Origin of the sequence: Chitinophaga horti, from assembly GCF_022867795.2 — a bacterium.
GTDB lineage: Bacteria > Bacteroidota > Bacteroidia > Chitinophagales > Chitinophagaceae > Chitinophaga > Chitinophaga horti.
In genome coordinates this window covers 5,629,156-5,652,707 of record NZ_CP107006.1, presented here as the reverse complement: position 1 = coordinate 5,652,707, position 23,552 = coordinate 5,629,156, and the positions used below count along the sequence as shown (strand labels likewise).

The following is a 23,552-nucleotide window of genomic DNA, read 5'->3' as shown; positions in this document are numbered from 1 at the left end:
CAACTGATTACGCATGTCTGCTACTAAAAAGCATCCTGCAGCGCTGCCATTTCTATTCCTGGCAGAGATGTGGGAACGATTCGGTTTTTATCTCATCCTTGGCATATTCACGCTTTATTTAAAAGATCCGGTTAATGGCTGGGGAATGGATAACAGTGCGGCCGCGGACATTTTCGGTACCTATATCGCCTTCGTATATCTTACACCTTTTATTGGCGGATTGCTGGCTGACAGGATCATGGGTTACCGCCGGTCTATCGTCATTGGCGGCATATTGATGGGGCTCGGTTATATCGGTTTGGCGGTGCATAACCTCACGGTGTTTTATCTTTCGCTTGCGCTCATCTGTATCGGTAATGGTTTCTTCAAACCTAATATCAGCACCCTGCTAGGTAACGTGTATAACGACGATGCTTACAAAGCGAACAAAGATCTTGGTTATAACATTTTTTACATGGGCATCAACATTGGTGCTTTCATCTGTAACTTCTTTGCGGCGGCGCTTCGCAACAACATCGGCTGGGGAGCCGCCTTTATTGCTGCGGGCGTAGGCATGTTCCTGGGTGTGATCATTTTCGTGGCCGGCAGCAAACATTACAAACATGCGGATGTGCTGAAACCAGCCAAGCCGGAAGATATGCCGATGTCGGCCATCATGATGCAGGTGTTTGTACCGGCGCTGGTGGTAGGTATTGGCGGCTGGTTTATTCCCGGTAACATCTTCGGTTCTGATAGTACGGATGCGTTCATCTTTGCGTGCCTGCCCATTATTTACTTCTTCGCCAACCTGCTGCGTAAAGCGTCATTGGAAGATAAGCGACCTGTTGCCGCACTGCTGGCCGTATTCGCCGTGTCGATCATGTTCTGGGCAGTGTTTAAGCAAAACGGTACCGCGCTTACAACCTGGGCGCAGTATTATACAGATAGAGAAATTCCTGCCGCTTTGGAAAAGCCGGCGCAGTCACTGTCGCTCGTGCAGGACATTGTATACAAGCAGGATTCTGTGGTGGCGTACGATAAAGAGTTCCGCCTCGTGCGCGATGCAGAAGGTAAGCCAATGAAGGAATGGGGTACTGACCCTTACTTCAAAAACGTAGCGCCCGAAAAGCTGCCGGCCGAAGGTTCGACAGTTAGGCTATTGAACACAGAATTATTCCAATCGATCAACCCGTTTTTTGTAATTGCGCTAACGCCGCTGGTGATCCTGTTCTTTACCGCGCTGCGTAAACGTGGCAGAGAGCCATCCACACCGAAGAAGATCGCCTGGGGATTATTGATCTCTGCGTTCTCCACGTTTATGATGGTCGCTGCGGTATACGTTTGCAGCAACGGTGCGATCAAGGCATCGCCCTGGTGGCTGGTGGGAGCTTACGGGGTGATTACTGTCGGCGAATTGTTCCTCAGCCCGATGGGCTTGTCGCTGGTATCGAAACTGAGTCCGCCGAGGCTCACATCGCTCATGATGGGCGGCTGGTTCCTGGCGACTTCTATTGGTAATAAATTGTCGGGCATCCTGGCTACGCTGTGGGATGGCTATGACAACAAAGCGAATTACTTCCTGGTGAACTTTGTGTTGCTGGGTATTGCGGCGGGAATTATCTTCCTGATGCTGCGTTGGCTGAACACGATTTTTAAGGAGTACGTTAAGTAATGATAGAAAGGGTCGCCGGTATCTGGCTGTCCATTAAATACTGAGAACGAGCTGCCTGCTATCAGGCAAAACTTTGAAAGAGCGGGCTGCCTGGCAAGAAGGCAGCCCGTTCTTTTTATGCCTCATCCCAGGTCATGATCGTACCGCGATCTTCTGGTTTGATGTACAATGGCAGTAGCTTTTCATCGTAAGACGTGTTGTATTGCTTCAAGACCTCCTCGGGCACACCGTCCCACACATTGGGTTTATTTCCCTGGTAGCCTAAATCTTTTACGCCCATTTCACTGGTGAAGAAGCCAGTCGCGGTCAGGTTGCGCATCAGGTTAAAAAAGCTTACCCCCTGGCTCAGTTCCGGTTTTGCTTTAGCTGGATACGCGATCTGGTCGATGATGGCCAGCTGTTGCTTTTCGGAGCTTTCGGAAAATATGTGGCCATGGGTTTTAAGGCTGAATACGTCCAGCCAACGCAGCCCGCCGCGAAGTGGTGTTTGCAACGCGGGTTGATCTTTCGCCATAAATTCTATGAAGTCGGGCACACCAGCATCAGTAGCGCTTCCGGAGTGTTCATCTTTCGGGATGATAATGTTGGCGAGTAAACCTATCGTAGTGAGTTCCGCCGCGGTGAAGAATTTCTCTGCATGCAGCTTTTCGTCGCGTGTGGCTTCGTCAGGCGTGCGGCCGTAACCTTTGGTAGCCGCAGTTTTTGCTTCCGGTTTTTTATCCGGGTTGTCACATGCAGTAACCAGCGTACCGGCTGAAATAGAACCTATAAATAACGCTTTGAGCGATTCTCTTCTGTCCATTTGTCAGATGTTTTGTTTTTTAAGTTCGTCCACGATGTATTCGGATGCGCGGAGGGAAAGTGCGAGGATCGTCCAGGTGGGATTTTTATCTGCCTGCGATACGAATGGTCCGCCATCGACCACGAACAGGTTTTTCACATCGTGCGCCTGGTTGAAGCGGTTCACCACCGACTTCCTTTTATCGTCGCCCATGCGGGTAGTACCTACTTCGTGGATGATGCGGCCAGGGTTTTCGAGCCCGTAGTTTTTTTCTGCGCCGGGCTTCGTGCCGAGCGCCACTCCGCCTAACTCATGGATCAACTGCTCGAACGTATCGTGCATATGCCTCGCCTGTTTGATCTCATGCTCGCTCCACGTATAGTTGAACCGCAATACCGGGATGCCATATTTGTCAACCGTGTTTGGATCGATCTCACAGTAATTATCTTCCCGGGCAATCGCTTCTCCCCTGCCGGCCATGCCGATAGTGGCGCCATAGATGCGGCGGTAATCGTTTTTCAGCGACGCGCCGTAACCTCCGGCCTGCATACCGCTTACCAGTGGCTGTAGTTCTTCTACGCCAAACCCGAATCCATACATCGGCATGCCCATACCACCGCCAAACTCAATGTGGTAGCCTCGGGCGAAGTCCAGCTTTTTATTATCGAGCCACCAGGGCACATACATGTGCATACCACCAACACCATCTTCATTATAACGTTTACGATCGACCAGGTAAGGCAAAAACGCACGGCGGGATGCGCCGGTAGAGTCATGCAGGTATTTGCCCACCATGCCGCTGGAATTAGCCAGACCGTTATCGTGCCCCGCACCTTTGGAATTAAGCAGCAGCCTGGCCGATTCGCAGGCGCTGGCGGCGAGTACGAACACCTTGGCGTTTACCTGGTACTCCTGTAAATCCGTTTTATCCACATAAGAAATAGCCGTCGCCTTTCCATTGCCGTCGGTGACTACCTCGCGTGCCATGGCATTCACGTACAAATCAACATTCCCTGTTTTGAGTGCAGGATTCACGAGCACCGAGGAAGAGGAGAAGTCGCCGTATACCGAGCAGCCGCGGTTACACTGGCCGCAATAGAAACACGCGCCGCGTTCTTTGTTTACCGGGCGGGTGAGCATCGACATACGGGAGGTGATAACCGGCAGACCGATCTTCCGGCCGGCATCGCGGATCAGTAATTCGTGCAGCCGTGGTTTGGGTGGCGGCAGAAAGAAACCATCCGGCTCGTTAGGCATATTTTCTTTGGTGCCGAATACACCGATCATCTTATCTACCCGGTCGTAAAAAGGTTTTACGTCATCGTAGCCGATAGGCCAGTCGTCGCCAAATCCGTCCACGCTTTTATGCTTAAAGTCGCGCGGGCCAAATCTTAGTGAGATGCGGCCCCAATGATTCGTACGGCCGCCTACCATTCGCGAGCGGAACCAGTCGAACTTTGTCTTGCCTTTTTGCGTGTACGGCTCCCCGTTAATTTCCCAGCCGCCATACGCAGCATCGAGGTCGCCGAACGGCCGTGTAGTGGTGGCTCCGCGGCGGGGAGAATCGTACGCCCATTTAAGTTGGGTGGATTGTTCGGGATCTTTGGGATCGAATTTGGGCCCCGCTTCGAGCAGGGCGACTTTTAGTCCGGCTTCGGCCAGCACCTTGGCGGCCATACCGCCGCCGGCGCCCGATCCGACAATGCACACATCGTACACCGGACCTTTTTTCCTTATCTGAAATGGCATAATCGTGGATTTATATTGGCATCTTAACTTAACTAAATCTAAAAATTAAACGGCGTAAATGGAAGCTGTTTTTTAACTTACTGTATGATGAGCGCACAGGCACCTTACATATTAGGCGTAGATATCGGCACCAGCAGCACCAAGACCATCGCCGTTTTGCATAGCGGTAAAGTGATCGCGGAGAGCAGGCAGGCCTATCCCTCCCAAAACCCACAACCGGGTCGTAGCGAACAAAACGCCCCGCAATTGTACGAGGCGGCGATGCAAACCGTTCGGGATGTAATTAAACAACTTGGCTACCCTCCTGCCGCGGTAAGCTTCAGCGCCGCGATGCACAGCCTGATGGCGGTAGATGCCTCCGGGACGCCTTTAACACCACTCATCATCTGGTCCGACAATCGCAGCGAGGCTTACGCCGCTGACTTACGGGATACCCGGGAAGGCAAAGCTATTTTCCGCGAAACCGGCACCCCGGTACATCCGATGTCGCCCCTAAGCAAATTGATGTGGATGAAGCAGGAGGCGCCGGCGGTGTTTGAGACGGCGCATAAGTTTATCGGCATCAAAGAATACATTTTGTTCCAGTTGTGCGGCGTGTACATCACCGATTACGCGATCGCTTCCGCCACTGGTTTGTTTAATATCCGCGAAAAGAAGTGGAGCCAAACCGCGTTGAAACACGCTGGCGTTACGGCGGACAGGCTGCCGGAGATTGTACCTTCCACGCACATTTTGCCCCCGGTGCACGCCGCACTGCTCGAAGCAAATGGCCTTTCGACGCAGACGATTTTTGTAGCCGGTGCCAGTGACGGCTGCCTGGCACAATTAGGCAGCGGGGCGGTTAATCCTGGTGAAGCAGCGATCACTATCGGCACGAGCGGCGCGATTCGGACCGTAACGGGCAACCCGCAGGCAGATGAAACCGGCCGGCTGTTCACTTATGTACTGGAAGATCGCTACGTAGCCGGAGGGGCTATTAACAACGGCGGCGTAGCCGTTCAGTGGCTCGGCAACCTGCTTACTCCCGGAAAATTTTCTGCTCCGCAGTTTACGGAAGATGCGTTTCGCGTAGCGCCAGGCTGCGAAGGCTTACTTTGTTTACCTTACCTGCAAGGCGAGCGTGCTCCCGTTTGGGACAGCCGGGCCAGCGGCACCTTTGCGAACGTTCGTCAGCATCATACCCCCGCCCATTTTCAACGGGCGTTGATCGAAGGCATTTCTTTCAGTCTTTATAGTATCGTAGAAGCACTGTTTACCGTCACAGGCCCGATCAAACAAGTATCTGTCAGCGGTGGATTTACCGCCTCCGAGCAATGGATCCAGTTACTGGCCGATGTCTTCCAGCTGCCGATGCTCCTGGAAAAAGAAAACGACGCATCTGCCCTTGGTGCAGCGCTACTGGGCTGGCACGCCTTAAAGGAGCTGGATATGTGGAGTTATTCGCCGCCTCCCGGAACGAAGGTGTTCAATCCGGACGGGCAGCATCATCAGTTGTACATGCGGAATTACCGGGCTTTCGGGATGCTGTATGCGCAGATGAAGGAAATTGGGCGGGTGCTGAGGTAATTTCCTGAGGAGTCACACTGCTTTGCTGTCAGGTCGCAGGAGTTTGCGGGGTGCTTACACTGCTTTGCTGTCAGGCACTCCCTGACAACACCCAGAAAACAACTTACACCACCTCAACTCATCCCCCAGGTAAAAAGAAAAGGAGGCCTTAAGCCCCCTTTCAAACATTCTTTCCAGATCCTGCAATTTGAAGGATATATAAGTAAACCTGCCTCCCGGCGAAACGCTCGGCATGGTACAGGCAAATAATTCGTCGATGAGATTCTGCATCTCCCGTGTAGAAAGCGGCTTGCCCCGGGGAATGGCGTTGTTGCGGGCAATTGACCGTACGAGCTGCTCGCGGCGGTTATGCTTCAATTCATGACTGAAGTTCTTGAACTGCTCCAGCAATCCTTCGATGCTCGCTTGCTCATTACCCGTTTGTATATCCGCTGGCGTACCGCGAACAATGAAGGTATTATTCCCGAACGGCTCCAGGTCATAACCAAGGGCGTGCAGATCGGCTAGCATTTCCGTTACCAGCACCGCATCCGCAGGCTGCAAATGCAACGTTTGCGGGAAAAGGCTTTGCTGTGTAGCCATCGGCGTATCAGACAATGCACGGTTGTAACGCTCGTACAGGATACGCTCGTGGGCAGCCTGCTGATCGATCAGTATAAAACCAGATTTGATGTGCGAAAGAATGTACTGCAGATGTACCTGCATCGGTACCTTCTGTGCAGAACTCACTTCCTGCCAGCGTTCATCGATAACAGATGCCGCCGCCGGTATTTCATGCGGCGCCGAAGGTATTGAGGGGAACGACGAGCTGCCCGACGACACCGGGCGCGGACCTTCGTACAGGTCTTTCCAGTGTTTCAGGTTGCTGTTGCTGCCTTTATCGATCACGTGGGCCTGGTTGGCCTGCGTAAAGCTTTTATAGATAGAGGAACCTACCGATAAGGCCTGGTCTTCCGGCGTAAACGGCTTGGTAATCGCATCCAGCTGAGAAATTCCCGGGTCAAGGTCGAAGTTGAGGGCAGGCGTTACACTAAACTGCGCCAGCGCGTGTCGGATGGCCGATTGTACAAAAGCGTACATCAGTTTTTCATCATCGAACTTAATTTCCTGCTTGGTAGGATGCACGTTGATGTCCACATGCGCCGGATCCACATCAATAAACAGCACGTATAGCGGGAAGCTGTCGGCCGGGATCATTTCGGCAAATGCGTTCATCACTGCATGGTGCAGGTACGGACTCTTAATAAAACGGTTGTTGACGAAGAAAAACTGGTCGCCGCGTGTTTTCTTGGACGTTTCCGGTTTACCCACAAACCCGTTGAGGTCCATGTAATCCGTTGCTTCTTTTACGGCCACCAGCTTTGCATTATAGTGCTGGCCGAGGATGGCCACGATGCGCTGTTTGAGAGAACCTTTCTCGAGGTGAAACAGTTCCTGCCCGTTACTGTTGAGCGAAAACTGCAATTCGGGGAAAGACATCGCCACACGGATGAACTCGTCTACAATATGGCGCATTTCCGCAGCATTGCTCTTCAGAAAGTTCCTGCGGGCGGGCACGTTAAAGAACAGATTTTTCATCGCGATGCTGGTACCTATCTGTGCCTGGCAAGGCTCCTGCTTCTTCACGACGCTGTTGTCGATCTCTATATAAGTGCCAAGGTCCGAGTCGGCCCGGCGCGATTTCAATTCTACCTGCGAAACGGCCGCAATGGAGGCCAGCGCCTCGCCACGGAAGCCCATGGTACGAATGGCGAACAGGTCGTCGATCGTATTGATCTTCGACGTTGCATGCCGCTCGAAACACATGCGCGCATCGGTCTCGGTCATGCCGCTACCGTTGTCGATCACCTGTACCAGTTCTTTACCGGCATCGCGGAGGATCAGTTGTATTTCTGTTGCGCCGGCATCTACCGCATTCTCCAGCAGTTCCTTCACTGCCGAAGCCGGGCGTTGAATTACTTCACCGGCAGCAATCTGGTTCGCTATATTATCGGGTAATAAATTTATGATGTCAGCCACTTCCTGCCTTTTGCGCAAATGTAGCAATTCTCCTCCTTTGTTCAGGAAAGATTGAGTCGCAATAATATTCACACCCGCCGTAAAGGATTGTTAAAGTATATGGTATAACATCCGCTTACAATCCAATGCCAGCGCATCTTCGTAACTTTAGATGTTAATACACCAATGGTATGAATATTGGTGTTAAAATGTAGTTAACAGGTAATCAGAATAAATATGAAAGCGAGGAATCTGGTAATTTTGATCTTATCCGTTTTATTTAGTCAATGTTCATACTCCCAGCAACGTGGGAAAAATGCCAATCATATGGAGGATAAAAAGAATCCCGTCTACTCCCGCACGGATAGCAGCAAGGTTAACATGACGGATGCAGAGTGGAAGAAGGTTTTACCCGACAAAGTTTTCGAAATAGCGAGAGAAAAGGGCACAGAGTGGGCTTTTACCGGCAAGTACTGGAATACCACAGACAAAGGCACGTATTACTGCGCAGCATGCGGCAATCCACTTTTCGTATCAGACACAAAATTCGAGAGTGGTTGCGGCTGGCCTAGCTTTTACCAGCCAATTTCAAAGACGAGCGTTATTTATTCACCCGACAATTCGCACGGAATGACGCGTACAGAGGTAATGTGTGGTCGCTGTAAAGCGCACCTGGGCCACGTTTTCGACGATGGACCGCCACCTACCGGCCTGCGCTACTGCATCAACTCTGTCATCCTCGACTTCGATAAAGCGAAGGAAGCAGATAAAAAGTATTCCGGCAAAGAGAAGGACACCGACAAGTAACAGTTCATTAACAAAACCAGCCATCCGTCTAAAAAAACTTTTTCTCCGTACCAGCTATGGCTACACGAACGCCACAGCGGTACGGATTTTTTTGCCCCCAAATCTGCCGCCGCCCAAAAAGGCTTATATTTAGTAGGCCTAAACACTCCATTTATGAAAGCACTAAAAGTTCTTGCCTGGATTGTAGGCGTCGTCGTCGCACTATTCCTCGTATTGGTTTTTGCAGCCCCTTCTCACCTGCGTGTTGAACGCTCTATCCTGGTCAATGCACCCGCTAACGTGGTGTGGGACTACCTGGCGAAGTTCGAACACTTTAATAAATGGAGTACCTGGAAACTGGCGGACACCGCTGCCGTATACACGCTTACCGGCATCGATGGCACAGCCGGCGCATTCATCACCTGGAAAGGTGAAAAGATCGGAGAAGGCAAACTGGAGCATATTTCGCTGGAGCCGTACAAACACATCCGCCAGAAAATTTACTTCTTCAAACCTTACCACTCACAAGCCAATATCTTTTTTCAACTCGAAGATGCCGACGGCAAAACGAAAGTTACCTGGGGCTTTGACGCTAACTACGGCCGGCCCGAAAACATCATGGGTATGTTTATGAAAGGTGCGCTGGAAAAGGACTTTCAGCAAGGGTTAGATAATATGAAAGCTGTCGTGGAGCACCGTAAACCCGTTACGGTAAAGTGGTAGGCGCATAGTTCGGTCAGTACCTGTAAAAGGCACTACTCTGCTGCATCAGAAGTACAAAACAATCAGGAAAAGAGAGCGGTCGCGATTAGATGTTGGCGGTGGTATAGTTGCAATTAGAGCAGCTGTTCCAGTTGCTGCGCGGCAAAAATTGGCTCAATTTCAATAATCTCGTAAAGCGCGAGTTGGTATTTATCCAGGGGATCTTCGGCCAAAATAGCCTCTACTTCCTTGCGGGAAGACGACTTACATAAAATAATTGCCCCGGTACGAGGTTTACGCCGACCCGACAAGATAAAATGCCCGCTCTGAACATACTTATCTAGAAAAACTTTGTGGGCATCCAGGTAGTGGTCAATAGCGGCCAGCGGTCGGATGTATTGTAACATGATTAAAAACATCGGCTCTTTTCAATAAATGGTTATGAATCACTGATTAATACAAAGGTATATAAATCTATCAGATATTTATTTTTTATAATAAACAGCGTTTTAAAGGGAGAAATAGTCGCAGGGCGGCCAGTTTTCCGGAATATGGTTTGTTAATAAACTGAAAATCATGGGTTTTATTGTTTGGGCTCCGCATTCCTTCGGCAAGACTTTTGTTAACCGGTTATAAAGAATCCGAAACGCATTAGCAAAAAACATTGTATTTTCGCTCCTAATTCTCAAAATCCTTTTAACGTTTTATCTCTTTTATGAAAAAGAACCTTTCCAAAGTTTTGTTGGCGATGGGCACTGCCTTCGTAGTGCTGATGTCGTCGTGCTCGAAAGTTCCGACCCAGAGCAAGCACATTCCCAAAGAAGCGGCATTTGTGCTGAGCATTGATGGCAAACAGCTGCACGACAAACTCGTTGCCAGCGGAATTACCATGGACAAATTGTTTGAGTCTATCCAGGGTGGTGATACTACCAGCGAGGTAGCCAAAGGCATGAAGGAAATCGAAAATTCCGGTATTGACCTCAAAAGCCAGGTATTTATTGCCATGACGCCTGCAACCGGTGGCAAAATGACCTTCAACTTCGTAGGCAAACTGGACGACGCCGCTAAATTCGAAGCATTCCTGAAGAAAAATAAATCTACTGTAGAAATCAAAGCCGAAGGGTCTGATTTCAAATACGCTGCTATCGACGAAGCAGTAGTAGGTTGGAACAAAGATGTGATTATCGGCGTAGCTATCCAGGGTAGCTATGGCGACGAAAGCACTTCTGCCGCTAAAGTAGAAGTTGCCCGCCTCTTCAAATTGAAAGAAAGCGAGTCTGCTAACAGCATCGATGGCTTCAAAAAGCTGATGAAAGAGAAAGCTGATATGTCAATGTTCGCGAACATCGGCGCGCTCTATGGTATGGAGCAAAGCGGTGCCGCAGCCATGATGATGGGCAGCCTGAAAAAACTGTACGAAGGTGCTTACTACACTGCTACTGCTAACTTCGAAAACGGTAAAATCGAGGCTTCTATGAAAACTTACCCAAGCGAAGCACTGGCTAAGATCATGAAGAAATATGATTGGGATGGCGTTGACCTGTCTATGCTTGAAAAATATCCTTCTGCCAACATCAACGGTTTTGCCCTGGTTAATTTCGACCTGCGCATGATCGCCGATATCGTAAAAGAAGCTGGTATGGACGGCCTGGTGAATATGGGTCTGGCACAAAGCGGCCTTACACTCGACGATATCCTGAAAGCGTTTAAAGGTGAGATCGTAGCCGTTGCTTCCGATTTCAAAAACGTGAAAAAGGTATCTGAGTGGGATTCTACCTACACTTACAACAGCCAGGAAGTTAAATGGCTCTTTGCTTTGAAAGTTGGCGAAAAAGCAGCTTTTGATAAAGTAATGGGCTCCCAGTTCGGTCAGCAGATGTTCACTAAACAAGGTGATAAATACATCCTGAAAGAAGAAATGGCAGCTATGAGCAAAGTAGCGGTATCTATCGATTCGAAAGATATCATCGTTGCTTCTGACGCAGCGCTGCAGGCTGAATACGTAGCCGGTAAAGGTAAAGCTACCGTTCCTGCTGAAGTGCTGAGCGAAGCAAAAGGTAATCCTGGTGCTTTTTGGGTTGACCTGGAGAAAATCCTGGCCAGCGCTCCTCTCGACGAAATCGGTGCTCCTGAAGTAGAAACTGAGCTGAAAAGCCTGTTCAAAGATATCCGCATCATCAGCGCTAAACCTAATGGCGGTGTATCTACCTCTACTTTCGTGCTGAACTTCAAAAATAAAGAACAGAACTCCCTCGCTCAGCTGATCAACTTCGGTACTAAAGCCGCTAAAGTGATCAAAGAGAAAGAAGCTGCACAACGTGCTGCATGGGAAACTGAAGAAGATACTACCGTTGCGGAAGACGCAGTGGTTGATACCGCAGTAGCTGCTCCGTTCTAATTCAACACTCATCAACTTATTGTAAAAAAAGCTGCCTGTACGGGCAGCTTTTTTTATGCCCGGAATTTGGTGGCCACGGGATTTGTATTAGCTTTAGTGGCCCGGCAAAATGCCAGGTTTACATCATGGAAATCGTACTTCAACAGCTGGTACCCATCCCGCTCAGGGAAAAAATAATCCAGCAACGTTCAGATGTGTGGAATAGCGATATTACCTTCCGGCAAGGACGGTTTATCAAGATAAAAGCGCCGTCCGGAACGGGTAAAACCACGTTAATTCATTACCTGTACAACATCCGTTACGACTATACGGGCACCGTGTTGTACAATGGCAAGCCGTGGGCAGACTATTCCGCCGAAGAACTGGCGAGCATCCGCCAGAGCAAGGTGAGCGTGGTGTTCCAGGACCTACGCCTGTTCGACCAGCTAACTGCCTGGGAAAACGTGGAACTGAAGCGGACGATGTTACCGAAACCTTATCATCCGCAGGAAAAAATAAAAGAGATGGCAGCACAACTGGGTGTTACCCATGTACTGCAGCAGAGCGCCAAAACGCTATCCTATGGCGAACGTCAGCGCATCGCGATCATCCGCGCGCTCATGCAACCGTTCGAATGGCTGATGATGGACGAGCCTTTTAGTCACCTCGACGATGCCAACGCTACCCGCGCCGCACAATTGATCGCCGAAGAGTGTACGGCCCGCAAAGCCGGCTTCATCCTCACCGACCTGGACGACGACCAGCGATTTACTTACCACGACCATTACCATCTTTAACCTTATTGCTTCATGCGCCAGTTTTTTGATTTACTGAAAAAGATCATCCGTACCGGTATAGGGCGGGTAAGGTTCTTGATGGCGGGCATCGGGCTTGGTATTGCTATGTTGCTGCTGCTCATTGCCGCACAGGTGCATACCGACTTTAACGAATTGTTGTACGGCACCCGCAATGCCAATGAAAGTATGGACTTCCTGGTAATCAACAAAAAAATTACCAACGCCACTTCCGGCAACGAAAAGGCCAATGCGTTTACCGCTGCGGAACTTGCCGACCTTAAACAGCAACCTTTCGTACAAACGTACGCGCCCATTACCGCCAATCAATACAAGGTGATGGCCGACATGCCCGCGCTAGGCGTATCGTCGATGTTATTCTTCGAGTCAATGCCCGACGAGTTTATCGATGTTAAAGTGGATTCGTGGAAATGGACGGAAGGCAGCAGTGAGGTGCCGATCATTCTCCCAACTAACTTTCTTGACCTGTATAACTTCGGTTTCGCGTTAGGACAGGGCTCGCCGCAGATTTCGGAAGAAACGGTAAAGAACATTGCGAGCATCCGCATCAATGTGTATAACGGTGTTAACGGCGATATATTTACTGGCAGAGTGGCTGGCTTCTCCGACCGCATCACCACGATACTCGTGCCCGAATCGTTCATGCGCTGGGCGAATGCGAAGTACGGAACGGAAAAAGAAAAAGCGCCTTCGCGCATTATTGTGAAGACGAAAGATCCGTCCAACCCGGCGTTCGTGAAGTATTTAGCCGATCATGGATTTAGTACCGATAAAGAGAAACAGCGTTTCAGCCGCTATCGCGGTATTGTGAACATCATTACATCGGCGGTGGGCTTCTTCGGATTGGTGTTGCTGTTGTTCGCGCTGCTCGTATTCAGCATGTTCATCCAATTAGTAGTGGAGTCATGTAAATATGAGATACAGTTGCTGATCACGCTGGGCGCATCGCCCAAACAGCTACGCCGTTACCTGATGAAGCAGTTTGTGCCGATGTATTTCACTATTGGATTGTGCTCCTTCTTGCTGGTGGCGGCTTTACAATGGTGGGCCTCTACGGTACTCGCGGGTAAAATGATGTACATCTCTCCCTGGCCGGGCGTAATGACCATTGCCAGCACGGTAATCATTTTGCTGCTAGTTTATCTCGTAAACGCGTGGAACGTGCGTAAATACATTCAACAACATTAAAAGATACAGTCATGTCAGACAACAAATTCGTGCATGTAGTGAACTTTTACCTGAAGGCGGGCCTGTCTGCCGAAGACGTTAAAGCATTTGAACAAGGGGTAAGTGAACTGGGTAAAATAGAAGTGATCCAAACCTTTAGCGTGGGCAAACCTGCTTCTACCGACCGCCCGGTAATTGACCGCAGCTATAGTTATTGCCTGCTCACGGTATTTGCCAGCCAGGAAGACCATGACATTTACCAGGTTCACCCTGTGCATCTGAACTTTGTAGAAACGTGTAACCAGTATTGGGAGAAGGTGGTGATCTTCGATTCCGTAAGCATCTAATCTTCCTTCGGCTTTTCGTTGATCAGCAGGATGTTTGGACTGTCGAGCGGTCCGCCGTCTTGTTGTTTCTGGGAATGCAGGAAGCGAATGGTTTTAAGAATATTATCGGCTGCGGATTCGGGTTCGGGTTCTGGAGAGAGTGATGTTGGCTGAACTTCGCGCGCAGCCGGTTTCGGGGCGCTTTGAATGGTACGCAGTGTGGCTAGCACATCGGCTGCAGCGGATCCAGGTGATGGTGATACCCCACGCTGTGCTGGTTCCGGGGCGCTTTGAACGTCGTCTGAGGCGGAATGTGTTGCGGGGCTTTTCGCAGCAGGTTGCTTTGCATTTATTGATTCTGCATCTGCCTGGCGAACTGTTTTTTGCAATTGATATTGGTCAGACAACTCTTTAGCCGAAGGCATCGCACCAACCTCGATATTTGTCTCCTTTACATGTTGTTTTGCATACGGCATCACATGCCCAGGCTTCGCATCTGCCTGAAGGCTTTTCTCCTGCGCTGGTTGGTTTGCAACCAACATCGCGTTCACGGCGTCCGCATCTTCCTTAAAACCTACCTCCGCCACTTGCCGCCCCAGAGGCAACATCGCATCCATCAACTCCGCATCTACCTCTACCCTTCGCCTCGTCTCCCGCACGCGCCCTTCCACATACGGCTTCACGGGCACGATGCCTTCTTTCATCGGCGAATAATCCGCTACCACTGGCCCCTCGTCCTCCACCACCGCTATATCTGACGAGTGAGGCATCACGAACGTTCCCTTCGCCCGTGCAGACAGCAAGATGTAAGGCACCCAAATGGCCGCCGAAAGCAACATGGCCAAATCCGGCACAAATCCGGACGACAGGGTTTGATGCCTCCGCAACTCATCCGGCAGAAAACGAATGGCCACCAACAGTATCAATAATAAAACATGGAAAGCGACCAACGCTGGCGGGAAAGTATCGCGGCGACGGAAGTACAACACGCACAACATTACCGCGTACACGGTTACCATCACTTGGCATAACACCAGGCAAACAAGGCCGAGCTGCAATAATGTGCTGGCGTTGCCGGGGGCCAGCGTGACCATCTCCTGCCAAACACAATAGAAAAAGCTGTCCGTTGTTACCAACGCCATCAGCAGATAAAACGCACTAAACACGAGCCAGAGGCCCAGTAAAACTAACGGCCCGTTTATCTGCAACGGCGCAGCCTTCAGCTTCAACGGGTGTACATGCTGACTGGCATATAACACCGCCAGCACGGTGAACGCTATCGTGAACAGGCCGCCTAACACCACCATCAACCAGTTCCATCCGCCTGCCGGACCGCCATCAAAAAAGGAGCCCCGCGGATTAAACGTGAACAGCAGGTTTAATGACGCGGCCATTTTTGCCGCCTCAGCACGGTACTGCTCTTTGTACAGCGCCGGAATATCACTACCAAAAGTTTCATACTGATACCGCAAACGGATCACATTGCCCTCGGTGGTCGCCGTAAAATCGTAACGATAATATTGATTTTTAAGATGCACAGGTGCCGGCACATTACTCCAGTTAACCGGCATATGCAACTCCACTTCGTAATCTACTTTGTAAGGATATTTCAACACCACATCGCCCGTGCCCAACGTAAGTCCTACGCCCGGTACCTGGTCGGCCAGGGTTTTTACATGGGAGGTGAAGGTGATGCTGCCGTTGTTCAACAAGGTATCGTACATCCAGGCCTGTATGATCTTGTAGCTTTCAATCACCTCAAATTCATTATTCTCTTCGTCATCTTTTGTGTAAAGAGAGTCTTTCACATAGACGCCCCAATAGGTATCGTTGTAATAATCGCGAAAACTATTTTCCCGCGACTTCAGGCTGTACTCCGCAAACTCTGCCCGCACCTCATCTGCAAAGCCACCGCTGTATTTAGTGCGCACCTGCAATTGTGTGCTGCCATCGTTTTTGGTGGATAAGAGGAATTTCTCTTTCGCTTCGATGTTGCCATCATTACCGCCATCCACTTTCATGAAACCCTTGGCACCTGGTTTAATCACCATCGCCCGTCCGTAAGGCAGCGAGCCGCGTTTGTCTAACACGCCACGTTGATAGGCAATCGTCGGATCAATCCAATAGTTTTTACCATGATAGTCGATCATCACGATCGCATGGTTAAATGCAAACGGACTCGGAAGAAAGTCGATCACCTCGCTTCCGCGAAAGGTGTTGACATACGCCATGTAAGCTTTTACGCCCATGCCATCGATCAGGTTGACCAGCAATAGTGACTTGTCCTTACAATCACCATAACGCTGTATAAGCACGCGATCCGGCTCAACAGGGCGGTGCGAGTTTTCGCCCATTTCAATACCCAGGTAACGGATATCGTCCTGCACGAAACGAATGGCACTTAGCAGGTAACGCGTCGTATCACCATTGGCTTTGCTTTTTAGCTCCCGTATCTTTTCCGCCAGTTGAATGCCTGTACCACTTGTTTTATTAATAGCGAACGCCCAGTTGATAATCTGCGCCCACGATGTATACTCTGTCACCTGCACGTAAGGCGCCTCATCGTCGGAGTCCGTCACCTTCAGTTTATCCTTCAGGTCCCATTCGTACAACGCCAGTCCGCCCCATCTTTTTTCCACCGGGTCATCTGCACCATCGGACGCGCTGAACTCCAGCTCCCGCGTTGGACTTGCGATCAGCGCGCAATAGTAGTTCATGATCGGTTCATCCGAATAAAAGTAAAAGGAGTCGAAGTACTTATCCTCAAAAATGGGATTGCGGCCAATAACGGAGTAGGAGTACTCCAGTTCATCGCCCTTCCGCAAATCTTCCGGGAAAAAGAGGGCCGTAGCCGTTCCGTTGTAAATGAACTGTGCCAGGTCTTTTTCCTGTTGCAGGAACTTAAACTTGGAGGGGTTCAGGAGGTTGATGAGCTGCCCGTTACGACGGAGCTGCAACGTATGAAAATGAAGTTGCTCGTAAGCCGGGCGGTATTCGACAGATATCTCCGCCCCGTTCTGCACGCCCGCTTCCGACACGATACGCCGCACCACATGATTGTATACCGTTTTACGCTCCACATGATGCTGCTCTTCGAACAACACTTCATAGTAACCGTTATCCACCTCGCGCAGTGCAGGCTGCCTTTTAGGATCGGGTTGGTAAGGAACAAGCCAGGATGGTGTGGAAGAAATAGAAACGCGCATGTTCTGCCCGCGCAGGATTACCGGCAACATTAATAAAAGGCTGACAGTCCAAAGCAGTAAAATGCGGGCAACGCGACTCATTGGCTGATGATCGTCCGATGTTTATCGGACTGAGGATCAAAAATACGAAAAGGGACTGAGCAAAAAGCCAGATGAAGGCTTTTAGAATTGCTTAAACCGCAGATGTTCTCCGTCACGTATCCGAATAAAAAGAGGCTGACCATATAGTATGGTCAGCCCCTTCCTCTGTCAAAATCCTTTCTACGTTATTTCTGCGCCTCGGCGGTTAATGCATACACGGCAAACGACGCCAACCAATGTTCGCCGGCATAATCGCCACTGGCTACCTGGCCTAACGACGCATCTAAGTGGCGTTTGGCCAGCCCGCGAATGGCCGCTTCGTTGGAACCGGCGTGGCGGGCAATATTGTAAAGGCACCAGGCACGGCTTAAATTCAGCCCATCGAGGTGCACGAGTTTACCATCTGTACGGTCTTTTACTTGTCCTACCGATAAAAAGGTTTTACCGGGAACATAAATCTGAGGCAGGAAGGTCTTCAGCCATTTCTGGTACTGAGCGGCATCCAAGACGCGCCACATCAGATCGGCTTCTTCGAGGCAGGGTGAAAGAAAGTCGTAACCGCCGGGCTCATACGCCACCGGGCAGGCCTTATCTTCCAAATAAAACTGGGTCGCCGCTTTCCTGATCGCGTTCTCCAGCCGCACATCCTTCGTGGTCACGGCATAATCCCAGGCGAGCGTTAAGCCGAACGCCAGGTTGGTATGTTCTCCCACACGAATCGGGTACGCCAGTTTTCCTAAGAACTCTACGTACGATTTGCTGAAGAAACCCGCCAGCGGTGCTACGTTTTTACTCAGCTCCACGCCCAGCGGATCGTTCCAGGTGGCGAGTTCGCGCTGAAGCTGCATCAGCCAGCTCCATCCGTAAATACGCTCAAAACCTTTATTGTCGCGGTTGCGGAACAATTTTAACTCCTGTTGAATGTTATCTTCCGAAAGATTTTCTTTTAGCTTCTGGCGGATGGTAGCCGCTTCGGGCAGATTGGGAAACATCTTCAGTAAGCGCACCAGCATCCAATGGCCATGCACACTGCTATGCCAGTCGAAGCAGCCATAAAAGGCAGGATGATAGTCCTTCGGAGCCGTAATGAGACTGCTATCGCTAAATACGATACCGGTTTTGTAAGGGAAGGGCTGCTGCATACACTTTAACGGCAGCTTGGCAAAATGGGAGGCTCCCTGTTCGGTTAACGCCAGTACGCCGGCTTTTTCGGTGTAAAGCGGGCTTTGCGCCTGGCCGGGCAATGCATTCCAAAGGCACAAGGCGGCAATAATCGCCGTTACTTTCTTCATCGGTTTAGCAATAATTTAAAGTAAAAGGATGGCTGGGCGAGCTTTTTACGGATGTCCATCTCGTAAAACATGCACGATACCAGTTCCTGTAATTGTTTGTTACGGGTAGCAGCTTTCATCAGCAAATTGAACAGCCGCGGATATTTCACCAGCTTCTGCAGGCGATGGCTCAGCTGCAATTCCGGCCATAAGGCGCGGTACACGCGTTCATCATATGCCTTTAAGCCCTCCGCCGAAAAGTCGCCGGACTGCAGGGCAGTAGCCGCCTGGTCGGCCGCATACACTCCGCAATACATCGCATTACCAATGCCCTCACCTGTAAACGGATCGATCAGGTAAGCTGCATCGCCGGCCAGCATAAAGCGGTCGCCCGAAATGGTGCGCTTCTTACTGCCCAACGGCAAACCATAACCCTCCAATGGTGAAACCATCTCCGCGTTCTTAAACCGCTCCCGGAAAATGGGATCGTTGGCAATCGTATCTGTCAATAACTTTTTTAGATTTACTTTCTTCGTGCGCACATCTTCCGACAGCATGTCCATGCCCACATTCGCTTCCCCGTTTGGTAGTGGGAAGATCCACAGGTAGCCTGGCAGCAACGATTTCAAAAAGTGCAGTTCGATAAAACTGTCTTCCTGCGTACCGGTAACGCCCTTATAGTAAGCACGAATGCCCGCGGCATAATACTGCGGCTCCATTTTAATACCGGCTACTTCTTTGGTAAAGGTAGAATGCGCTCCGTTGGCGACGATCAGCAGTTTCGCTTTCACTTTAAACTCGCCCTTCGCATCGCTTATTTCGTAGCCGTCTTCGGTCAACTTATACTTCTCTGCACTAACGCCTTCGAATAAACGCACGTGCTTATCCGCCCGCTTCAACTCCTGCACCAGGAAGTTATCGAACTCCATACGTTTGCACACGAAGCCCGCGGGCTGGTCGGTTACTTTGCTGTAGTTCGGTTTGTACGGCACATCGATGTGCAGCCTGCCCGGCGACACGAATCGTACGCCCCAGCTATCTTCCTTCAATACAGTTTTACGAAAACGCTGCGCCATTTCTGGATCGATGCGTTGCAGGTGCATGATTACCTTGCCGCTAAGCCCGTCGCCGCAAACTTTGTCGCGGGGAAATACTGCTTTATCGACTACAACGCAGGAAATGCCGAGCTTATTCAGCTGCAGGGCAGCTGTGGCGCCGCCTGGACCGGCACCTATAATACAAACGGGTGTTTCTATCATAACGGGCAGTAAGATAAGCATTTCTGTGGCTAACAGCGATTATCTTTGCCGCAAAAAGCACAAATCATGTTCGGTAATATTTTTGGCAAGCTGCAGGAAGCGCAGCAAAAAATGAAAGAGAGTAAAGACCGCCTGGCGGGTGTTACCATGGACGGTGAAGCAGGCGACGGCGCCGTAAAAGTAACCGTTACAGGCAACCGCGAAATAAAAAGCATCGTGATCGCCGACCAGCTGTGTACGCCGGAAAGAAAAGAAGAAATGGAAGACCTGCTCATTACTGCCCTCAACCGCGCCCTCAAAAACGCAGAAAGCGCCTGGGAAGCCGAAATGAAAGATGTGGCCGGCGGCATGCTCGGACCCTTGGCAGGATTGATGTAATCCTACTCAAGGTATATCCATCCTATATGCTTTGCATATACCCCTCGCCACCATGGCGGGTTTCAGCGATTTAGCGTATACACAGGATATACGATCCGTATACGAAGGCATAAAAAAAGGCGCTCCTCACGGAACGCCTTTTTTATATCATGGGAGGACTAAACTAAGCCTCTTCGATCTTCATCATTTTAGAGTATTTCTTACGATCTTCTTCGTCCAGGTATACTTTACGCATACGGATGAAGTTAGGCGTAACCTCGATGCACTCGTCATGCTGGATGTACTCCATACATTCTTCCAGTGTCATCAGGGTTTTAGGAGCGATGTTGGTAGCAGCATCAGAACCGGAAGCACGCATGTTGGTCAGTTTTTTACCTTCATTCGCGTTTACTACCAGGTCGCCTGGTTTGCTGTTCTCACCGATGATCATGCCTTTGTACACTTCTTCTCCCGGATCAACAAAGAAGAAACCGCGATCCTGTAATTTATCCAGTGAGTAACCAGTAGTTGTACCTGCTTCTTTAGCGATCAGTACACCGTTGTTACGACCGGGGATCGGGCCTTTCCATGGTTTATATTCGTTGAAGCGGTGCGCCATTACAGCCTCACCTGCAGTAGCTGTCAGCATTTGCGTACGGAGACCGATCAGACCGCGCGAAGGAATTTCGAATTCCAGGTGCTGCATGTCGCCTTTGGTTTCCATAATGTGCATTTCACCTTTACGACGGGTAACCAGGTCAATTACTTTAGAAGCAAATTCCTGTGGAACGTCTACTACCAGGTTCTCATAAGGCTCGCTGCGTTTACCGTCGATCATCTTAACGATTACCTGCGGTTGACCAACGGTCAGCTCATAACCTTCGCGACGCATGGTTTCGATCAATACACCCAGGTGAAGGATACCACGGCCGTATACTACGAAGCTATCCGCGTTGTCGCTGTCCTGAACACGAAGCGCCAGGTTTTTCTCCAGCTCTTTGTTCAAACGGTCACGCAGGTGACGGCTTGTTACAAATTTACCGTCTTTACCAAAGAACGGTGAGTTGTTGATGGAGAAAGTCATGTTCATCGTAGGTTCATCTACGCTGATTACCGGCAGTGCTTCGGGATTTTCAGCATCAGCGATGGTATCACCGATGTTGAAATCTTCCAGGCCAACTACGGCGCAAATATCACCTGCATATACTTCGGTAACACGTTTTTTACCGAGGCTTTCGAAGATGTAAAGCTCTTTAACCCTTGCTTTTTTCACGGTGCCATCTACCTGCATCAGGGAGATAGGCTGGTTTTCTTTCACCATACCACGGGTTACTTTACCTACGGCAATACGGCCAAGGAAGGTAGAGTAATCCAGGGAAGTGATCTGCATTTGCAGGTTACCTTCGGGAATTTTAGGCTCGGGAACATATTTCAGGATACCATCCATCAGCGGGGTGATATCTTCACATTGAACATTGGAATCGTTGAACCAGCCGTTTTTACCGGAACCATAAAAGGTTGGGAAGTCCAGCTGCTCTTCGGTAGCGTCCAGGCTGAAAAACAGGTCGAATACAGCGTCGTGAACCTCATCAGGACGACAGTTAGGTTTATCTACTTTGTTGATAACCACCATCGGCTTCAGATTCAGCTGCAGTGCTTTCTGCAGTACGAAGCGGGTCTGCGGCATAGGGCCTTCGAAGGCATCCACCAGGAGGATAACGCCATCTGCCATTTTCAGTACGCGCTCTACCTCACCACCGAAGTCGGCGTGGCCTGGGGTATCGATTACGTTGATTTTAACGTCTTTATATACTACGGAAACGTTTTTTGCCAGGATAGTGATACCACGCTCCCTTTCCAGGTCGTTGTTATCCATGATCAAATCGCCAGTTTCCTGGTTTGCCCGGAATACGTTGGTCTGATGGAGGATTTTATCCACCAGGGTAGTTTTGCCGTGGTCTACGTGCGCAATGATAGCGATGTTTCTTATTTGCATAATTTTCAACCTTTTAGCTATCCGTAACCCTGGTTCAATTCAACTTTTCAGACCAAAAAACAGACAGCGCTTCCAAAAGAAGGCGCAAAGGTACGAAAATCCTTCGCATTAGAGGTGAGAGAAGGTTTAAATTAATGTAATCAAAGTATCATATCTACTTTTCATTTGATTATCAGCACATTAAAGCAAACCCATAAGTGTTTTTGACCCATCTTCTTCCCTTCTTTCAACCGCCGTCGCACTCTTCAACCGCAACAAGGCTAGCCAGCCGAATCCGGTGCAATATTTGCGACGAACACAGCTTTCATAAACCCACCATGATGTATCGAAAATCAGCATTTACTCTCCTCCTGCTATTCATAGCTTACCTGTCAAACGCACAGAAACCTGCCCCGCAGGATGCAGAACTCAGCACCTACAAATATCCGTACCCGGTGCATTACTTTCAGCTGCACACCCAGGGGCAATCGCTTCGGATGGCGTTTATGGACGTGCAGCCCGCAACGCCTAACGGCAAAGCGATCGTATTACTGCACGGTAAAAACTTCTGCGGCGCTTATTGGGACAGCACGGCCGCATCGCTGAGCAGCAAAGGCTTCCGGGTCATCATGCCCGACCAGGTAGGCTTCGGCAAATCGTCTAAACCAGCACAACTGCAGTATACCTTTCAGCAACTGGCGCAGAACACCAAAGCTCTCCTGGACTCACTCGGCATCAAAAAAACGGCCGTATTGGGCCACTCGATGGGAGGCATGCTTGCCGTACGCTTCACCCTCATGTACCCGGAAACCGCCGAAAAACTCATCCTTGAAAACCCCATCGGCCTCGAAGACTGGAAACTGAAGGTGCCTTACCAGCCCATCGACCAATGGTACAAAGGAGAGTTAACGCAGAACTACGAAAAGATCAAGAAATATCAGCTGGATAATTATTACGCCGGCCAATGGTCGCCTGCTTACGAAAAATGGGCCGCCCTGCTCGCCTCCTGGACCGAACACGCCGATTACCCACGCGTCGCCTGGAACGCCGCGCTCACTTACGATATGATTTTCACGCAGCCGGTGGTATACGAGTTCGGCCAGATAAAAACGCCAACCTTACTCATTATCGGCCAGCGCGACCGCACCGCCCTTGGCAAAGCCAACGTACCAGACGATGTAAAGAAAACGATGGGTAATTACCCGGAACTGGGTAAACGCGCTGCAGCAACCATCCCTGGAGCCACCCTCGTTCCGCTGGAAGGTGTAGGCCACTTGCCGCATATAGAGGCTTACAGCCGGTTTATCAATCCGCTGATTGCGTTTTTGGAGTATAATTAGCGATGTTTTCTAATGATGTTAGCACGTCTTCGTTTTGAACGAAGACGTGCTTTCTTTTCAGACGACTTCCGGAGGCTTGTATTCTACAAATTACTGGTATGTCCGGCAAGGAGACGTGCGGTCTTTATCTACCGACCAGCAGCAA

General features: G+C 50.1%; 18 protein-coding genes. 10 read left to right on the top strand and 8 right to left on the bottom strand.

Annotated features, from left to right (window positions below):
- Window positions 1–13 precede the first annotated feature (13 nt).
- A complete protein-coding gene (locus MKQ68_RS22885) occupies window positions 14–1,651 on the top strand; it encodes a peptide MFS transporter (RefSeq protein WP_264281099.1) in 1,638 nt (545 codons plus the stop codon).
- A 115-nt stretch (window positions 1,652–1,766) separates the two neighbouring features.
- On the opposite strand, the gene MKQ68_RS22880 is transcribed toward MKQ68_RS22885, so the two are convergent.
- Entirely contained in the window at window positions 1,767–2,453 is a 687-nt protein-coding gene (locus tag MKQ68_RS22880) for a gluconate 2-dehydrogenase subunit 3 family protein (protein ID WP_264281098.1), read from the bottom strand.
- A gap of 3 nt (window positions 2,454–2,456) precedes the next feature.
- Window positions 2,457–4,181, bottom strand: coding sequence for a GMC family oxidoreductase (locus tag MKQ68_RS22875; RefSeq protein WP_264281097.1), 1,725 nt, complete (start codon window positions 4,179–4,181; stop codon window positions 2,457–2,459).
- Window positions 4,182–4,265: 84 nt separating this feature from the next.
- On the opposite strand from MKQ68_RS22875, the gene MKQ68_RS22870 reads away from it, so the two are divergent.
- Window positions 4,266–5,747 carry a gluconokinase gene (locus tag MKQ68_RS22870; protein WP_264281096.1) on the top strand — a complete coding sequence of 494 codons (1,482 nt, stop codon included), beginning with the start codon at window positions 4,266–4,268 and terminating at the stop codon, window positions 5,745–5,747.
- A gap of 54 nt (window positions 5,748–5,801) precedes the next feature.
- Here the strand turns inward: MKQ68_RS22870 and mutL are convergent, their stop codons facing one another.
- The gene (mutL, locus tag MKQ68_RS22865) at window positions 5,802–7,766 is read right to left on the bottom strand and encodes a DNA mismatch repair endonuclease MutL (RefSeq protein ID WP_264281095.1); all 1,965 of its coding nucleotides are present in this window, start codon (window positions 7,764–7,766) and stop codon (window positions 5,802–5,804) included.
- A gap of 306 nt (window positions 7,767–8,072) precedes the next feature.
- Between mutL and msrB the strand changes: the two genes are divergently transcribed.
- Both msrB and MKQ68_RS22855 read left to right on the top strand, forming a co-directional pair.
- Window positions 8,073–8,552 carry a peptide-methionine (R)-S-oxide reductase MsrB gene (gene msrB, locus MKQ68_RS22860; protein ID WP_264281094.1) on the top strand — a complete coding sequence of 160 codons (480 nt, stop codon included), beginning with the start codon at window positions 8,073–8,075 and terminating at the stop codon, window positions 8,550–8,552.
- Window positions 8,553–8,705: 153 nt separating this feature from the next.
- Window positions 8,706–9,254: an SRPBCC family protein gene (locus tag MKQ68_RS22855; protein WP_264281093.1), complete on the top strand. Its 549-nt coding sequence runs from the start codon at window positions 8,706–8,708 to the stop codon at window positions 9,252–9,254.
- Window positions 9,255–9,367: 113 nt separating this feature from the next.
- On the opposite strand, the gene MKQ68_RS22850 is transcribed toward MKQ68_RS22855, so the two are convergent.
- Entirely contained in the window at window positions 9,368–9,640 is a 273-nt protein-coding gene (locus MKQ68_RS22850) for a YciI family protein (protein ID WP_264281092.1), read from the bottom strand.
- 308 nt (window positions 9,641–9,948) lie between these two features.
- Here MKQ68_RS22850 and MKQ68_RS22845 point away from each other — a divergent pair, with 308 nt between their 5' ends.
- From MKQ68_RS22845 to MKQ68_RS22830, 4 genes are all read left to right on the top strand, one after another.
- On the top strand, window positions 9,949–11,631 hold the full coding sequence (locus MKQ68_RS22845) for a DUF4836 family protein (RefSeq protein WP_264281091.1): 1,683 nt from the start codon (window positions 9,949–9,951) through the stop codon (window positions 11,629–11,631).
- Window positions 11,632–11,756: 125 nt separating this feature from the next.
- Window positions 11,757–12,407 carry an ATP-binding cassette domain-containing protein gene (locus MKQ68_RS22840; protein WP_264281090.1) on the top strand — a complete coding sequence of 217 codons (651 nt, stop codon included), beginning with the start codon at window positions 11,757–11,759 and terminating at the stop codon, window positions 12,405–12,407.
- 12 nt (window positions 12,408–12,419) lie between these two features.
- Entirely contained in the window at window positions 12,420–13,613 is a 1,194-nt protein-coding gene (locus MKQ68_RS22835; RefSeq protein ID WP_264281089.1) for an ABC transporter permease, read from the top strand.
- An 11-nt stretch (window positions 13,614–13,624) separates the two neighbouring features.
- Window positions 13,625–13,939, top strand: coding sequence for a Dabb family protein (locus tag MKQ68_RS22830; RefSeq protein ID WP_244836554.1), 315 nt, complete (start codon window positions 13,625–13,627; stop codon window positions 13,937–13,939).
- Here MKQ68_RS22830 and MKQ68_RS22825 read toward each other — a convergent pair.
- The 3 genes from MKQ68_RS22825 to MKQ68_RS22815 form a co-directional block, all read right to left on the bottom strand.
- On the bottom strand, window positions 13,936–17,154 hold the full coding sequence (locus MKQ68_RS22825; protein WP_264281088.1) for a DUF3857 domain-containing protein: 3,219 nt from the start codon (window positions 17,152–17,154) through the stop codon (window positions 13,936–13,938). The two genes, MKQ68_RS22830 and MKQ68_RS22825, sit on opposite strands and share 4 nt — an antisense overlap.
- Window positions 17,155–17,390: 236 nt before the next feature.
- Window positions 17,391–18,497, bottom strand: coding sequence for a DUF2891 domain-containing protein (locus MKQ68_RS22820; protein WP_244836549.1), 1,107 nt, complete (start codon window positions 18,495–18,497; stop codon window positions 17,391–17,393).
- Window positions 18,494–19,735, bottom strand: coding sequence for an NAD(P)/FAD-dependent oxidoreductase (locus MKQ68_RS22815; protein ID WP_264281087.1), 1,242 nt, complete (start codon window positions 19,733–19,735; stop codon window positions 18,494–18,496). The genes MKQ68_RS22820 and MKQ68_RS22815 overlap by 4 nt, the downstream gene beginning before the upstream one ends.
- A 66-nt stretch (window positions 19,736–19,801) precedes the next feature.
- On the opposite strand from MKQ68_RS22815, the gene MKQ68_RS22810 reads away from it, so the two are divergent.
- Window positions 19,802–20,113 (top strand): YbaB/EbfC family nucleoid-associated protein, encoded by a 312-nt coding sequence (locus MKQ68_RS22810; RefSeq protein ID WP_264281086.1) that lies wholly within the window; start codon window positions 19,802–19,804, stop codon window positions 20,111–20,113.
- Between the two features lie 163 nt (window positions 20,114–20,276).
- Here MKQ68_RS22810 and typA read toward each other — a convergent pair whose 3' ends face one another.
- Window positions 20,277–22,088: a translational GTPase TypA gene (gene typA, locus MKQ68_RS22805; protein ID WP_264281085.1), complete on the bottom strand. Its 1,812-nt coding sequence runs from the start codon at window positions 22,086–22,088 to the stop codon at window positions 20,277–20,279.
- A gap of 320 nt (window positions 22,089–22,408) precedes the next feature.
- Between typA and MKQ68_RS22800 the strand changes: the two genes are divergently transcribed.
- Window positions 22,409–23,407 carry an alpha/beta fold hydrolase gene (locus MKQ68_RS22800; RefSeq protein ID WP_264281084.1) on the top strand — a complete coding sequence of 333 codons (999 nt, stop codon included), beginning with the start codon at window positions 22,409–22,411 and terminating at the stop codon, window positions 23,405–23,407.
- Window positions 23,408–23,552: the final 145 nt, after the last annotated feature.